This is a genomic window from Bacillus sp. 05T22 (assembly GCF_056396765.1).
In genome coordinates, this window is the sequence record NZ_JBFTMC010000102.1 from 1 (window position 1) to 15,779 (window position 15,779).

The window sequence follows — 15,779 nt, forward strand, 5'->3', positions numbered from 1 at the left end:
GGTCACACCCGTTCCCATACCGAACACGGAAGTTAAGCTCTCTAGCGCCGATGGTCACACCCGTTCCCATACCGAACACGGAAGTTAAGCTCTCTAGCGCCGATGGTAGTTGGGACCTTGTCCCTGTGAGAGTAGGACGTTGCCAGGCTTTTATATCGTCGCGGGGTGGAGCAGTCCGGTAGCTCGTCGGGCTCATAACCCGAAGGTCGCAGGTTCAAATCCTGTCCCCGCAACCAATGGTCCCGTGGTGTAGTGGTTAACATGCCTGCCTGTCACGCAGGAGATCGCCGGTTCGACCCCGGTCGGGACCGCCATTTATACAAAGAAAAGAACGAAACAACTTGTTTCGTATTTTTTTATTTATTTTTAAGAAAACTTATAAAGACAGTCAATCTTACCCTTAGGACAACTCCTAAGGTCTTTTTTATATGTTCAAAATGAAACAAAGTGAAAAAATCTGTATAATAAAGAGCAGAGAATATTGTGAGTAAGGTAGGTGAAACCTTTGAATAAATATGAAATAACGACAACTTCTTCTGAAGAGACACAGAACTTATCAGAAAGGCTAGGACAACTTGTTAGGGAACAAGATGTACTTGTTTTAGAAGGCGATCTTGGTGCTGGCAAGACAACATTTACGAAAGGTCTTGCAAAAGGCCTTGGTGTGAAACGAGTTGTAAATAGTCCGACATTCAATATTATTAAAGAGTACAAAGGAAGATTACCGCTATATCATATGGACGTGTATCGTTTAGCGGAAAGTGAAGAAGATTTAGGGTTTGATGAGTATTTTTATGGTGAAGGTATAACAGTAGTAGAATGGGCTCATTTAATTGAATCTTTTCTGCCAAATGAGAAATTAAAAATAAGCTTGTTCCATACAGGTGATGATACAAGAAAAATTGTGTTAGAGCCAAGTGGTGAACGCTATATTAGATTATGTGAGGAGCTATTACAAGATGAAAGTACTAGCAATTGATACTTCAAATTATGTAATGGGGATTTCTCTTATTGATGGAAATACTGTTGTCGGAGAAATCATTACGAATTTAACTAAAAATCATTCTGTACGCCTTATGCCGGCTGTAGAACAACTTCTGACGGAATGTAATATAAAGCCGAAAGAGCTAGATAAAATTATCGTAGCGGCTGGTCCTGGATCTTATACAGGAGTTCGAATTGGTGTGACTGTTGCAAAAACATTAGCTTGGTCGTTGCAAATACCGATTGTCGGTGTGTCTAGCTTAGAAGTAGTGGCTGCGAATGGAGCGAATTTCCAAGGGGTTATTTGTCCATTGTTTGATGGACGTCGCGGACAAATTTATACGGGCTTGTATACATATAAAGAAGAGCAGTTATCTTCTATAGAAGAGGATCGAATTATTCTTATTGTTGATTGGTTACAGATGTTAAAAGAGAAGGGGCAACCTGTTTTATTTATCGGCAATGATGTAGAACAACATAAAGAAACGATTGTAGAATATTTGGGAGATCGAGCTGTGTTTGCTTCTTTTACAAAGAACAACCCAAGACCAAGTGAGCTAGCATTTTTAGGATTACAAAAAGAGGAGCAAAGTGTGCATACATTTGTTCCGAGCTACCTCCGTTTAGCAGAAGCAGAAGCAAAATGGATAGAAAGTCAAACAAAATAGGGGTTATCAAAATGGATATTACATTTAGAAAGATGACGACTGATGATATTGCTCAAATTGTAGTAATTGAAGAAGCGTCATTCCCAACTCCTTGGACTGCTGATGCATTTCATCGTGAATTGACGATGAATGAATATGCACATTATGTCGTAATAGAAAAAGATGGTGTAGTAATTGGATACTGTGGATTGTGGATTATTATTGATGAATCACATATTACGAACATAGCCATTTTGCCAGAATATCGCGGTCAAAAACTTGGAGATGCTTTGCTGAAAGACGTAATGGATCAGGCAAAAGAAATGGGAGCAAAAACGATGACACTTGAAGTACGGGTATCAAATGAAGTAGCGAAACAGTTATACCGAAAGTATGGATTCCAAAATGGTGGGATTCGTAAACGATACTATACAGACAATTATGAAGATGGTCTTGTAATGTGGGTGAATATATAATGGGAAAAAATACGATTATACTTGGTATTGAAACGAGCTGTGATGAAACGGCTGTAGCGGTTGTTAAAAATGGAACAGAAATAGTGGCAAATATTGTTGCTTCACAGATTGAGAGCCATAAGCGTTTTGGCGGAGTTGTGCCGGAAATTGCATCTCGTCATCATGTAGAACAAATTACAGTTGTATTAGAAGAAGCATTAAAGGAAGCGAACATTACATTTGAAGATATTGATGCAATTGCTGTGACGGAAGGGCCAGGTTTAGTAGGGGCACTTTTAATTGGTGTAAATGCAGCTAAAGCAGTTGCCTTTGCTCATAATATTCCTCTTGTTGGTGTTCATCATATTGCTGGGCATATTTACGCGAATCGCTTAGTAAAAGAACTACAATTCCCTTTGTTGTCACTTGTTGTGTCTGGCGGGCATACAGAGCTTGTTTATATGAAAGAGCATGGTTCGTTTGAAGTAATTGGCGAAACGAGGGATGATGCGGCAGGAGAAGCATATGATAAAGTTGCACGTACATTATCTATGCCATATCCAGGTGGTCCTCATATTGACCGTCTTGCTCATGAAGGACAACCAACGATTAATTTACCACGTGCATGGTTGGAACCAGATTCGTATGATTTTAGCTTTAGTGGACTGAAATCAGCAGTTATCAACACTGTGCATAACGCAAAACAACGTGGGGAAGAAATCGCACCAGAAGATTTAGCAGCTAGCTTCCAAGCGAGTGTAATAGATGTACTAGTAACGAAAGCAGCACGTGCTGCAGAAGCGTATGATGTAAAACAAGTGCTTCTCGCTGGTGGCGTTGCAGCGAATAAAGGACTTCGTGCACGTTTAGAGGAAGAGTTTGCAAAAAAAGAAGAAATCGAGCTCATTATTCCACCGTTATCTTTATGCACAGATAATGCAGCAATGATTGCAGCAGCAGGAACTATTGCATATGAGCAAGGAAAACGTGCAACATTGGCTTTAAATGCAAATCCAGGATTAGATATTGAAGCATAGTTATACACATAATTAACCACAACTTGTGGATAAAACCCATATTATCTGTTGATAATATGGGTTTTATTGTGAATATTAAATGTGTATAATTTTTTTGTGATTTGTGGATAATGTGGAAAAGTTATTTTTGTGTTTATATAATAAAGGTGGATATTTGCATAAGGTTGTGGATAACACTATCGAGGTCAGACCTTCGACCATAATCTTTTGTATTGAAAAATAAACAAGGCAGTTGAATGGCTTTCAACTACCTTGTTTTTATTATATAAATATATAAGGGTTATACGTGTAACTCTTCCCACTCCGCCATAAACTGCTCTAATTTTTCTTGTTTTGTTTGCTTTGCTGTTGTAATCTCACTAGCTCGTTCGTAGTCAGCATATACTTCAGGCAGACAAAGCTCCTCTTCTAATTGTGCAATTTCTTCTTCTAAATTTGCAATATTTTGTTCAATTTCTTCAATCTTTCGGATGCGTTGGCGTTCTGATTTCTTACGTTCTTTTTCTTCAAGGTAATTTAATTTTTCTTGAGCGATAGTTTTTTGGACTGGTGCATCCTCTTCTTGTTGTTCAAATTCCGCACGTTCAATCATTTCATTTTTCTTTTCAATATAGTAGTCATAGTCACCTAAATATTCTTGTGCACCACCTGTTGATAACTCAACAACTGTAGTTGTGACACGGTTAATGAAATAGCGATCATGGGAAACGAATAAAAGAGTTCCAGGATAATCAATTAAGGCATTTTCTAAAATCTCTTTACTATTTAAATCGAGATGGTTTGTTGGCTCATCGAGAATTAGTAAATTAGATTTTTGCATCATCAATTTTGCTAGAGCTAATCGTGCTTTTTGACCACCGCTTAAGGAAGATACTGGCTTTAATACATCGTCCCCTGTGAATAAAAAGTTACCGAGTATCGTGCGAATTTCTTTTTCTGGCTCTAGTGGATAGTCATCCCATAGTTCGTTTAAAACACGCCTAGATGATGTTAAGTTTGCCTGTTCTTGATCATAATATCCAATAGATACATTTGAACCGAAAGAAACTTCACCGCTTAACGTCTTTAATTTATTCACAATTGATTTTAATAATGTAGATTTCCCAATACCATTTGGACCAACTAGTGCGACACTATCACCGCGGGTTAAGCGCATATTTACATGTCCAATAATCGGTTCTTTGTCATATCCAATTGAAACATCCTTTATTTGTAATACATCGTTTCCGCTTTGTTTTTCGATATCAAAGTGGAAGGATGCTGATTTAGAATCACCTAATGGTCTAGTTAGTAATTCCATTCTGTCTAACTGCTTCCGACGACTTTGTGCACGTTTTGTTGTAGATGCACGGGCAATATTCTTTTGGACAAAGTCTTCTAGTTTAGCAATTTCCTCTTGTTGTTTCTCATAACGCTTCATTTCCTGGTCATGTAGTGCAGCTTTTAAATCTAAATATTTACTGTAGTTACCAACATATCGTCTGCTTTCTTTATTAGAAATTTCATATACTTGTGTAACAAGCTTGTCTAAAAAATAGCGATCGTGGGAAACGATTAAAATAGCTCCAGGATAGCCTTGTAAATATTGTTCAAGCCATGTTAATGTATCGATATCTAAATGGTTTGTTGGTTCGTCCAAGATGAGTAAGTCTGGTTTTGTTAGCAGTAGTTTCCCAAGAGCAAGTCTTGTTTTCTGTCCACCACTTAACGTAGAAATTGTTGTTTGGTGTGTTTCAGCTGGAAAACCAAGTCCACTTAAAATGGAGCGAATATCAGCTTCATATTGATAACCACCTTGATCTTTGTAGTCTAACTGTAATTGATCATAATCAGCGAGTAATTTTTCGTACGTAGCAGCATTTGAAAAGTTCTCTTCCTTACCCATGTCTAGCTCTAACCTTCGAAGTTTCTTTTCCATTTGCTGCAGATGAGTAAAGACAGTAAGCATTTCATCCCAAATTGTTAAAGAAGTTTCTAAACCAGTATTTTGGGCCAAGTATCCAATTGAAACATCTTTTGGTTTTATAATTTCTCCACCATCGTGAGATAATTCACCGGCAATTATTTTTAATAATGTAGATTTTCCAGCACCATTTCGACCAACTAGTGCAATGCGATCTTTTGTTTGAACTTCCAATTTAATGTTTGCAAGAATTGTTTCAGCACCGTATAATTTTGAAAGCCCATTCACTTGTAATAAAATCAATGTTTTCACCTCAAATAATTTCTTAACTTTGCCATGTTTATATTTCTCAATCATACTAAAAATAGTGTATAGTTTAAAATAAAGAGAGAAGTCTTCTCTCTATTATACAAGGAAAGTCATAAGTGCYAAACTTCTGTATTTGTTTTAAATTTGTGAACAAAGATAGGGAGAGAGGAGAGGTTATATGGATCAGCAAAAGATTCCACAGGCCACTGCCAAACGATTGCCTCTATACTATCGATTTATCCAAAACTTATCTCTTTCTGGTAAGCAGCGTGTTTCATCAGCTGAATTGAGTGAAGCTGTAAAGGTAGATTCAGCAACAATTCGGAGAGATTTTTCATATTTTGGAGCGTTAGGGAAAAAGGGATATGGATATAATGTGAATTATTTACTATCATTCTTCCGAGAAACGCTTGATCAAGATGATATAACACGTGTAGCACTTATTGGAGTGGGTAATTTAGGGACCGCTTTCTTACATTACAATTTCACCAAAAATAATAATACAAAGATTGAAATGGCATTTGATGTCAATGAAGAGAAAGTTGGAAAAGAAATCGGAGGAATTCCTGTATATCATTTAGATAAATTAGAAGAGCGTTTAACAAATGATATACAAGTGGCAATATTAACAGTACCTGCTACTGTTGCACAAGCTGTAGCAGATCGATTGGCCGAAACAAATGTACACGGAATTTTAAATTTTACCCCAGCACGATTAAATGTTTCAGAAAATATAAGAATTCACCATATTGATCTAGCTGTAGAATTACAAACACTTGTTTATTTTTTGAAAAATTATCCACAATAAAACGCAGAGGAAATCCCTCTGCGTTTTATTGTTGCTTTTTCTTTGTAAATTTGACTAAGATAAGTCGAAGTGCCAAATTAAAATCAATTGTTGCCATAGCAGCAAACAGCAGTGTCCCAAAGTTCCAAATTGTATCTGTAACGTTCGTAATTGCGAAACGTGTAAAGACACAACCAAGAAGGAAATACAGTGCTGCCATGAACAATGGTGAGTTCCTCATATTTAAAATCCTCCGATAAATCCTTGCATTTTTTCTGCTTCTTTAATCATTTCTTGTATTTGTTCGTTACTTACTAGCACCTGGGCTATTGCAACTAATGTATTCATCGCAACATGTGCCATAATAGGAACGATAATTCGCTTTGTTTTTACATATAAAAAGGCGAATACAAGCCCCATGGAAGTGTATACCAATAAGTGTGTAAAATCAAAGTGAATTGCTGCAAATACAAGTGAGCTAATAATAGCAGCGATAAAGAAGTTGAATTTCTTATAMARTGTRCCAAATAAAATTTTTCTAAAKACRATTTCCTCTAARATAGGCCCTATTATTGATATAACAATAAGGAACCATGGGGTGGTCCGTGCTATTTCCATCAAGCGAGCTGTGTTCTCAGATCCAGGTTTAATGCCCAATAAACGCATTTCGATTGTGCCTGCAATTGTTTGAGAAAAGAAAGCTAAAAAGAAACCGATAAAGATCCAACCGATTGTGGCAGGAATACTGGCGCGTTTTGTATCGAAACGGCTTTCGCGAATATCTGTTCGAAGTAGTAAAAGTACAATACATAATGCAATGAAAAAGCTAATAATTGCCCAGTGACCAGTCAGTAGCTGCATTTTTTCTTCTCTGGTGAACCCCCTATTATCATATAGTCCGGTTTTCAAAAGAAGCGGTAATCCAACAATACCTGATAATTGCATAAGAATGTATGTAACTATAATCCACCAATATTGTTTTTTCAAATTGGTTAACCATCCTTTCTAACTCTAGTTTATGAGATAAGGCGGGATAACATGTAAACATCCAGCCGGGGATACGTAATAACCATTCATATTATTATTTTTTTGTAAATCTTTCTTTGAAAATGAAATAGGAGACAGGAAAAAGCCGTACCTATAGAGAAAACAACTTATGGCATCTTCCATATTGTAACATACGATAAGTGAAAACGCCGATTCGTATATATAAGGCTTTCGCGAGAATGGTTGCAACGATAACAGAATGATTTTTCTTAGGAAGTTGTATAGAAAAAATTTATATATCAATTTGCGAAAAAATTATGATTTTTTTACTTGCAAAAGAAAATTAGATTATTTATTATTATAAGTGTGTTAGCACTCGAGGTCGTTGAGTGCTAATAAAGGAAATTTACATAGAAAAATGAGGAGGTTATTGTTCATGCTAAAGCCATTAGGTGATCGCGTTGTAATTGAGCTTGTTCAAGCAGAAGAAAAAACAGCAAGTGGTATTGTATTACCAGACACTGCAAAAGAAAAACCACAAGAGGGTAAAGTTATTGCAGTAGGTACTGGTCGAGTGCTTGAAAATGGTGAGCGTGTTGCTTTAGAGGTAGCAGCAGGTGATCTTATCATCTTCTCAAAATATGCAGGTACTGAAGTGAAATATGAAGGTACAGACTACTTGATTTTACGTGAAAGTGACATTTTAGCAGTTATCGGTTAATTATATACATTTAAAAAATCCAAGGGGGTCAAATATTATGGCAAAAGATATTAAATTTAGTGAAGAAGCACGTCGTTCGATGCTTCGCGGTGTCGACACTCTTGCAAATGCAGTAAAAGTAACGCTTGGACCAAAAGGTCGTAACGTTGTACTTGAGAAAAAATTCGGTTCACCACTTATTACAAATGATGGTGTAACAATCGCAAAAGAAATCGAATTAGAAGATGCATTCGAAAACATGGGTGCAAAATTAGTAGCAGAAGTTGCTAGCAAAACAAATGACGTAGCTGGTGACGGAACAACAACTGCAACTGTATTAGCACAAGCTATGATTCGTGAAGGCTTAAAAAACGTAACAGCTGGTGCGAACCCAATGGGTCTTCGTAAAGGTATCGAAAAAGCTGTTGTTGCAGCAGTAGAAGAATTAAAAGCAATTTCTAAACCAATCGAAGGTAAATCTTCTATCGCGCAAGTAGCTGCTATTTCTGCTGATGACGAAGAAGTAGGTAAATTAATTGCTGAAGCAATGGAGCGCGTTGGTAACGACGGCGTTATTACATTAGAAGAATCTAAAGGATTCACAACAGAATTAGATGTAGTAGAAGGTATGCAATTTGATCGTGGATATGCATCTCCTTATATGATTACTGATTCTGACAAAATGGAAGCAGTACTTGATAACCCATATATCTTAATCACTGACAAAAAGATTTCTAACATCCAAGAGATCTTACCAGTGTTAGAGCAAGTGGTACAACAAGGTAAGCCACTTCTTATCATTGCAGAAGATGTGGAAGGCGAAGCTTTAGCTACATTAGTAGTAAACAAACTTCGTGGTACATTCAATGTAGTAGCTGTTAAAGCTCCTGGCTTTGGTGACCGTCGTAAAGCAATGCTAGAAGATATCGCGATTTTAACTGGCGGTGAAGTAATCACTGAAGAATTAGGACGTGACTTAAAATCTGCTACAGTTGCATCTTTAGGACGCGCTGGTAAAGTTGTTGTAACAAAAGAAAACACAACTGTAGTTGAAGGTGTAGGTAACACCGAACAAATCGAAGCTCGCATCGGTCAAATCCGTGCACAATTAGAAGAAACAACTTCTGAATTCGATCGTGAAAAATTACAAGAGCGTCTTGCTAAACTTGCAGGCGGTGTAGCAGTAATTAAAGTAGGTGCAGCAACTGAAACTGAGTTAAAAGAGCGTAAACTTCGCATTGAAGATGCACTTAACTCAACTCGTGCAGCAGTAGAAGAAGGTATTGTTGCAGGTGGCGGTACTTCACTTATGAACGTATACACTAAAGTGGCTAGTATTGCAGCTGAAGGCGACGAAGCAACAGGTATCAACATTGTACTTCGTGCATTAGAAGAGCCAGTTCGCCAAATCGCAATCAACGCTGGTCTAGAAGGATCTGTTGTTGTAGAACGCTTAAAAGGTGAAAAAGTAGGCGTTGGTTTCAACGCAGCAACAGGCGAATGGGTAAACATGCTTGAGTCTGGTATTGTAGACCCAGCAAAAGTAACTCGTTCTGCACTTCAAAACGCAGCATCTGTTGCAGCTATGTTCTTAACAACTGAAGCAGTTGTTGCTGACAAACCAGAACCAAATGCACCTGCAATGCCTGACATGGGCGGTATGGGCATGGGCGGTATGGGCGGAATGATGTAATTTCATTCGCCAAAGAAACATTCATCTCTATATAGGGGTGAATGTTTTTTGTTATGGGACAAAAAAATATAGGAATAAAGGTTTCTTGGGATAAAGAAAATAATTTCTGTAGAATTTTGTCGCTTTCTCTCTTGACCGTATTGATACTTCATTGTTAGAATCTAGGAAGATAATATAAAACAATCCTTCATATATCCTCAATGATATGGTTTGAGAGTCTCTACCGGGTTACCGTAAACAACCTGACTATGAAGGCAGTGTGTCTTATATTTATAAAGAGCGGAGTACTATCTTTATAAAGCCAGACCTCTGCCTTTTCTTTGTTATGAGACTGAGGGCGGAGGACTGGCTTTTTTTATTATATTGGTAATGCTTTTTGCCAAATTGGTGAAAATATTTATATACAGAACTAACGTTGGGGTGATTATTTTGAAAAAACAGCACGATACAATTATCGTTTTAGATTTTGGGAGTCAGTACAATCAGTTAATTGCACGTCGAATTCGTGAGTTCGGTGTATACAGTGAACTTCATCCACATACAATTACTGCAGAAGAAATTAAAGCAATGAATCCAAAAGGGATTATTTTCTCTGGTGGACCGAATAGTGTATATGGTGAAAATGCATTCCACTGTGRTGAAAAAATCTTTGAATTAGGATTACCGATTTTCGGTATTTGCTACGGTATGCAGCTTATGACAAAACACTTTGGTGGAAAAGTAGAACGTGCAAACCATCGTGAGTACGGAAAAGCAGTTCTTAAAGTAGAGAACAAATCAAAATTATATGCGAACCTTCCAGAAGAGCAAGTTGTATGGATGAGTCATGGTGACTTAGTAACTGGTTTACCAGAAGGATTCGTAGTAGATGCAACAAGTGAGTCTTGTCCAATTGCTGGTATGAGCAATGAAGCAAAAAACTTATACGGTGTGCAATTCCATCCAGAAGTACGTCATTCTGAGCACGGTAATGATTTAATCAAAAACTTCGTATTCGGCGTATGTGGCTGTTCTGAAGGTTGGAACATGGAGAACTTTATTGAAGTAGAATTAGAAAAAATCCGTGAAACTGTTGGCGATAAAAAAGTACTATGCGCACTTAGTGGCGGTGTAGACTCTTCTGTTGTAGCAGTATTAATCCATAAAGCAATCGGTGACCAATTAACATGTATTTTCGTTGACCATGGTTTACTTCGTAAAGATGAAGCGGAAGGTGTTATGAAAACATTTAGCGAAGGCTTCCACATGAACGTTATTAAAGTGGATGCAAAAGAACGCTTCATGAACAAGTTAAAAGGTGTAGAAGATCCAGAACAAAAACGCAAAATCATTGGTAATGAATTTATTTACGTATTTGATGATGAAGCTTCTAGATTAGAAGGAATGGACTTCTTAGCACAAGGTACACTGTACACAGATATTGTTGAAAGTGGTACAGCAACTGCACAAACAATTAAATCTCACCATAACGTTGGTGGACTTCCAGAAGATATGCAGTTCAAATTAATTGAGCCTTTAAACACTCTATTTAAAGATGAAGTCCGTGTATTAGGATCAGAATTAGGGATTCCTGATGAAATCGTATGGCGTCAACCGTTCCCGGGTCCAGGACTTGGTATCCGTGTATTAGGCGAAATCACAGAAGAAAAATTAGAAATCGTTCGTGAATCCGATGCAATTTTACGTGAGGAAATCCAAAAAGCTGGCTTAGATCGTGAAATTTGGCAATACTTCACTGCACTTCCTGGCATGCGTAGCGTAGGTGTTATGGGTGACGAGCGTACTTACGATTACACAGTAGGTATCCGTGCAGTAACATCAATCGATGGTATGACAGCAGATTGGGCACGTATCCCTTGGGATGTATTAGAGAAAATCTCTGTACGTATCGTAAACGAAGTAAAGCACGTTAACCGTATCGTGTATGATGTAACGAGTAAGCCACCAGCAACAATTGAGTGGGAATAGAATAGGTTTATTGGTTTAAAAGAAGACCCATCTATGATTTTATGCATAGATGGGTCTTTTTTTGTTGTTTATACGAACAAAAAATAAAAATAACATAAAAATGTTCGTTTTTAAATTGACATACACCTATATGTGAGTTAATATGAGTATGTAATTGATACGAAAAAATGAATATTACAGCCGTCGTATAATATCGGGGATATGGCCCGAAAGTTTCTACCTAGCTACCGTAAATGGCTTGACTACGAGGCGTTTTTATAAAGGTAAGGGGAAATCTGCCTTTATTTACAGAACGCTTCCATGTATATGCAATGGAAGCCTTTTTTATTTTTATAGATAAAAGAGGGCTAGGGAGGGTTACGACGAGTAATCATATAACGGGGGAAACGTAGAATGAAACGTTATTTTCAGTTCGATGAGCTCGGTACAAATTATAAAACAGAGTTCATTGCAGGGTTAACGACATTTTTATCTATGGCTTATGTATTATTTGTCAATCCTGCTACACTGTCACTGGGAAACATTAAAGGGTTACCAGCAGGAACAGGAATGGATCCAGGAGCGGTCTTTGTTGCCACTGCTTTAGCGGCTGCAATTGGGTCACTGATTATGGGGATTTTCGCAAAATATCCAATTGCCTTAGCGCCAGGAATGGGAATCAATGCATTCTTTGCTTATACAGCGGTGTTAACGATGGGAATTCCGTGGCAAACAGCGATTGCTGGAACTTTAATGTCAGGTATTATCTTTATTATTCTTACTGCTTCTGGTATTCGCGAAAAAATTATTAATGCCATTCCATTAGAGTTGAAGTTTGCAGTAGCAGCAGGAATTGGTTTGTTTATCGCCTTTCTTGGTTTTCAAAATGCAGGAATTATTGTGAAGAATGATGCGGTTCTTGTTGGATTGGGGGATTTAACAAAGGGCACAACATTACTTGCGATTTTCGGTGTAGTGATTACAATCATTCTAATGATTAAAAAAATAAACGGTGCTGTTTTCTACGGGATGATTCTTACAGCAATCCTTGGAGTAGCAACAGGATTAATTGATACACCCAAAGCTGTCGTTGGTGCAATTCCTAGTTTAGAACCTACGTTCGGCGTGGCATTCCAGCACTTCGGAGATATCTTCACTGTTCAAATGGGAATTGTTATTATAACGTTCTTCTTCATTGATTTCTTTGATACAGCGGGTACACTTGTAGCAGTTGCGAATCAAGCTGGGTTAATGAAGAACAATAAATTACCACGTGCGGGAAAAGCATTATTTGCAGATGCAATTGCAACTGTAATTGGTGCGATTCTTGGGACATCTACGACAACGTCTTACATTGAATCGTCTGCAGGGGTAGCAGCAGGAGGGCGTTCAGGATTTACAGCAGTTGTAACAGCAGGGTTTTTCTTGTTAGCACTTTTCTTTTCACCATTATTAAGTGTTGTGACAGCTTCTGTAACGGCACCGGCTTTAATTATTGTAGGGATTTTGATGGTTTCGTCTCTAGGAGAAATTGATTGGAAGAAATTCGAGATTGCAGTACCAGCATTCTTTACGATTATTTCWATGCCACTTACGTATAGTATTGCAACAGGAATWGCAATTGGRTTTATCTTCTATCCAATTACAATGGTTGTRAGTGGTCGTCGTAAAGAAATTCATCCAATTATGTATGTAATGGGAGTTTTATTCGTACTATATTTCATCTACGTTCGTAAATAAAGGGGTTTTGAAAGGTCTAGACTAAGGGGAGTCTAGACCTTTTTTGCGTCTTCAGAAAATCTTAAGGATTTCGTTCCGTTTTTCTTCAGAAGTTTTCTTATAATAGAAGTTAAGGAATGAAAAAGCTATGGGGGAGATATTGTGGGACACGAAACAATACTTGTTGTAGATGATGAAAAAGAAATTCGGGATTTAATTACGATTTATTTAAAGAATGAAGGATATAAGGTGCTACAGGCAGAGGATGGAGCAGAGGGTTTATATATATTAGAGAAAAATGAAGTGCATTTAGTTGTATTGGATATTATGATGCCGAAAATTGATGGTATCCATATGTGTATGAAAATAAGAGAAGCGAAAGAGATGCCAATTATTATGTTGTCTGCGAAAACGCAAGATATGGATAAAATTTTAGGGCTAACAACAGGAGCGGACGATTATGTAACGAAACCTTTCAATCCGTTAGAACTGATAGCGAGAATAAAATCGCAGCTTCGCCGATATATGAAAATGAATGGATTTGTTGTCCAAAATGAAAATGAAATTGAAATCGGGAATATGAAAATAAACGTCTCAACCCACAAAGTTGTTGTAGAAAATGAAGAAGTGAAACTAACTCCGAGGGAATTTTCGATTTTGGAGTTATTAGCTCGTAATCCAGAGATGGTCTTTAGTGCAGAACAAATTTATGAAAAGGTTTGGAATGAACGATCTTTCCAATCTGATAATACCGTCATGGTGCATATTCGAAAAATACGTGAGAAGACAGAAGAGAATCCGAGAAAGCCAATATATATAAAAACAGTATGGGGAGTGGGATATAAGATTGAGAAAGATAATTAAAAACATATTTAGGCCGATTGGTTGGATGAATCGAACTTTAAAAAAAATAATATATAAAGTAATAAGGGGAGTACAAAAGAGTTTACGTGTACAACTGATAACTACGTTTGCTTTCTGTATTTTGTTGGGTGTAATAGGAGTGTGGACATCATCTCCGTTTTTTCAAGGAATAAATACATACTCTGTAATTGATTATTCATCTGGTATGCGAAGAATTGATGCAACTGCTGAAAGACTTGCCGAGGTTATTACAAGAGAAGGTGCTGATGTTAACGTCCAAGAAGTTTTTGAACGTCCGGAGTATCAAGGTGAATTAAAAGTGTTGATTGTAGATGAGAATGGAAAAGTTATATATAAGACAAAAGATGCTCAGGAAGAACAAGTTAATCTTCATAGTACTATTCGTAATATAATGAGTTTCAAAATAAATCGCTCTCAATATGAATATCAAAAAAATGTAATAGATAATGAAATCGAAAGAGAGCGTAAAGAATTTACGACTTTTTATCCTTTAACAATTCAAGAGAGAAATATGTATATGATCGCAAGCGGTATACCGCAAGGGGATATTAGAGTAGTACAGAATGATGGGCCGTTTCCATTTTTGATTGGCTTTGTTATTTTTTTATTTTCTTTCTTTTATATAACTAAAAGAAAGATGAGGCAAGTTGAGGCGATGGCGGAAGGTGTAAAAGAAATCGCAAAAGGTAACCTGCAATATAGAATTCCGCAGAAGGGGCAAGATGAATTAAGTTTGTTAGCTGTGAATATGAATCAGATGGCAAAAGAATTATTTTCCAACATAGAAAAAGAAAGAAAAATAGAGAAGCAAAAGAATGAATTGATTACAAATGTATCTCATGACTTGCGAACGCCACTTACATCTATTATGGGTTATTTGCGTTTATTACAGGATTCAAAATATGAAAGTAAAGAACAGCACAATGAATATGTGAGAATTGCTTTCTCGAAATCTGAGCAGTTAAAGAATTTAATAGAAGATTTATTTGAGTATACAAAGTTAACAAATGAAAAGATGGTATTAGAAAAGCAAGAAGTGTGTATAACCGAACTTCTGGAGCAATTAATAGAAGAGCTAGTACCACAGGCTGAAGAAGAAGGACTTATACTCGTGAAGCAGTTTCCTAAAGAACGTGTGTATGCTGCGATTGATTCAGAGAAGATGGTCCGTGTATTTGAGAATCTATTAATGAATGCTATTAAATATAGTAAAGATGATGGAGAGATTAAGGTTTCCCTTCAAAGACAACGCCGGAATATACAAATTACGGTTGCGAACCATAGTGAAGAGTTTACAAAGGAAGAGTTAGGGAACTTGTTTGAACGCTTCTATAAGAAAGATCAATCTAGAAGTAGAGTAACGGAAGGATCGGGACTCGGATTAGCAATCGCTAAAAGTATTGTTGAATTACAAGGGGGAGAAATTCGAGCAGAATATGAGGATGGAATTATTCAGTTTATCGTTTCACTACCAATTATAGAAGAAAAGTAAATAAAGAGAGAGTTATGGAAGAGGAAAGCTTGTTTATAAGGAATAAGCCTTCCTTATATTTTTTTAGAAAAACATATTGACGTTTATATAAATGAAGTGTAGTATTATACGAGTCGCCGATAGCAACAACGCAGAACGCGACAAACGAAATAAAAAACTTAGTTGACATTGAAACATGAAAGTGTTAACATAAGGGAGTCGCAAATGAGCGGCAAACAAGTTCTTTGAAAACTG

Annotated in this window: 14 protein-coding genes, 2 tRNA genes, 1 rRNA gene and 2 riboswitches; of the genes, 14 read left to right on the forward strand and 3 right to left on the reverse strand. The window is 37.0% G+C overall.

The genetic code is table 11. The annotated features are described in order from the left end of the window. Window positions 1-40: 40 nt before the first annotated feature. The 7 genes from rrf to tsaD all read left to right on the forward strand — a co-directional run bounded on the left by rrf (window position 41) and on the right by tsaD (window position 3,123). Window positions 41-148 (forward strand): 5S ribosomal RNA (gene rrf / locus AC1DIT_RS22405). Window positions 149-159: 11 nt separating this feature from the next. Continuing rightward, window positions 160-236, forward strand: a tRNA-Met gene (locus AC1DIT_RS22410). A 2-nt stretch (window positions 237-238) separates the two neighbouring features. Beyond that, window positions 239-314 (forward strand) — tRNA-Asp (locus tag AC1DIT_RS22415). A gap of 191 nt (window positions 315-505) precedes the next feature. After that, entirely contained in the window at window positions 506-979 is a 474-nt protein-coding gene (gene tsaE, locus AC1DIT_RS22420) for a tRNA (adenosine(37)-N6)-threonylcarbamoyltransferase complex ATPase subunit type 1 TsaE (protein WP_018783545.1), read from the forward strand. Next, the gene (gene tsaB, locus AC1DIT_RS22425; RefSeq protein WP_016117041.1) at window positions 960-1,652 is read left to right on the forward strand and encodes a tRNA (adenosine(37)-N6)-threonylcarbamoyltransferase complex dimerization subunit type 1 TsaB; all 693 of its coding nucleotides are present in this window, start codon (window positions 960-962) and stop codon (window positions 1,650-1,652) included. Before tsaE ends, tsaB begins: the two co-directional genes overlap by 20 nt. Window positions 1,653-1,663: 11 nt before the next feature. Further along, window positions 1,664-2,107 carry a ribosomal protein S18-alanine N-acetyltransferase gene (gene rimI, locus AC1DIT_RS22430; protein WP_016117042.1) on the forward strand — a complete coding sequence of 148 codons (444 nt, stop codon included), beginning with the start codon at window positions 1,664-1,666 and terminating at the stop codon, window positions 2,105-2,107. Continuing rightward, window positions 2,107-3,123, forward strand: a complete 1,017-nt coding sequence (gene tsaD / locus AC1DIT_RS22435) for a tRNA (adenosine(37)-N6)-threonylcarbamoyltransferase complex transferase subunit TsaD (RefSeq protein WP_016117043.1) — start codon at window positions 2,107-2,109, stop codon at window positions 3,121-3,123. The genes rimI and tsaD overlap by 1 nt, the downstream gene beginning before the upstream one ends. 280 nt (window positions 3,124-3,403) lie before the next feature. On the opposite strand, the gene AC1DIT_RS22440 is transcribed toward tsaD, so the two are convergent. Beyond that, window positions 3,404-5,329 carry an ABC-F family ATP-binding cassette domain-containing protein gene (locus AC1DIT_RS22440; RefSeq protein WP_033671685.1) on the reverse strand — a complete coding sequence of 642 codons (1,926 nt, stop codon included), beginning with the start codon at window positions 5,327-5,329 and terminating at the stop codon, window positions 3,404-3,406. A 184-nt stretch (window positions 5,330-5,513) separates the two neighbouring features. Here AC1DIT_RS22440 and AC1DIT_RS22445 point away from each other — a divergent pair, with 184 nt between their 5' ends. Then, window positions 5,514-6,143 carry a redox-sensing transcriptional repressor Rex gene (locus AC1DIT_RS22445; RefSeq protein WP_016117045.1) on the forward strand — a complete coding sequence of 210 codons (630 nt, stop codon included), beginning with the start codon at window positions 5,514-5,516 and terminating at the stop codon, window positions 6,141-6,143. A 25-nt stretch (window positions 6,144-6,168) separates the two neighbouring features. On the opposite strand, the gene AC1DIT_RS22450 is transcribed toward AC1DIT_RS22445, so the two are convergent. Both AC1DIT_RS22450 and AC1DIT_RS22455 read right to left on the reverse strand, forming a co-directional pair. After that, the gene (locus tag AC1DIT_RS22450; RefSeq protein WP_016117046.1) at window positions 6,169-6,363 is read right to left on the reverse strand and encodes a YdiK family protein; all 195 of its coding nucleotides are present in this window, start codon (window positions 6,361-6,363) and stop codon (window positions 6,169-6,171) included. A gap of 2 nt (window positions 6,364-6,365) precedes the next feature. Next, window positions 6,366-7,109, reverse strand: coding sequence for a lysostaphin resistance A-like protein (locus AC1DIT_RS22455; protein ID WP_476998409.1), 744 nt, complete (start codon window positions 7,107-7,109; stop codon window positions 6,366-6,368). 436 nt (window positions 7,110-7,545) lie between these two features. Here AC1DIT_RS22455 and groES point away from each other — a divergent pair, with 436 nt between their 5' ends. The 6 genes from groES to AC1DIT_RS22485 all read left to right on the forward strand — a co-directional run bounded on the left by groES (window position 7,546) and on the right by AC1DIT_RS22485 (window position 15,545). Beyond that, window positions 7,546-7,830 carry a co-chaperone GroES gene (gene groES, locus AC1DIT_RS22460; RefSeq protein WP_000917306.1) on the forward strand — a complete coding sequence of 95 codons (285 nt, stop codon included), beginning with the start codon at window positions 7,546-7,548 and terminating at the stop codon, window positions 7,828-7,830. A 37-nt stretch (window positions 7,831-7,867) separates the two neighbouring features. Next, a complete protein-coding gene (gene groL / locus AC1DIT_RS22465) occupies window positions 7,868-9,502 on the forward strand; it encodes a chaperonin GroEL (RefSeq protein ID WP_016117048.1) in 1,635 nt (544 codons plus the stop codon). Between the two features lie 167 nt (window positions 9,503-9,669). Beyond that, window positions 9,670-9,771: riboswitch (purine riboswitch) on the forward strand. Window positions 9,772-9,931: 160 nt separating this feature from the next. Beyond that, window positions 9,932-11,470: a glutamine-hydrolyzing GMP synthase gene (gene guaA, locus AC1DIT_RS22470; protein ID WP_476998410.1), complete on the forward strand. Its 1,539-nt coding sequence runs from the start codon at window positions 9,932-9,934 to the stop codon at window positions 11,468-11,470. 162 nt (window positions 11,471-11,632) lie between these two features. After that, window positions 11,633-11,735, forward strand: a riboswitch (purine riboswitch). Between the two features lie 128 nt (window positions 11,736-11,863). Continuing rightward, window positions 11,864-13,189: an NCS2 family permease gene (locus AC1DIT_RS22475; protein WP_003194563.1), complete on the forward strand. Its 1,326-nt coding sequence runs from the start codon at window positions 11,864-11,866 to the stop codon at window positions 13,187-13,189. A gap of 141 nt (window positions 13,190-13,330) precedes the next feature. Continuing rightward, complete coding sequence (locus AC1DIT_RS22480; RefSeq protein ID WP_016117050.1) at window positions 13,331-14,032, forward strand: response regulator transcription factor; 702 nt, start codon at window positions 13,331-13,333, stop codon at window positions 14,030-14,032. 25 nt (window positions 14,033-14,057) lie between these two features. Continuing rightward, window positions 14,058-15,545: a sensor histidine kinase gene (locus tag AC1DIT_RS22485; protein ID WP_016133437.1), complete on the forward strand. Its 1,488-nt coding sequence runs from the start codon at window positions 14,058-14,060 to the stop codon at window positions 15,543-15,545. Window positions 15,546-15,779: the final 234 nt, after the last annotated feature.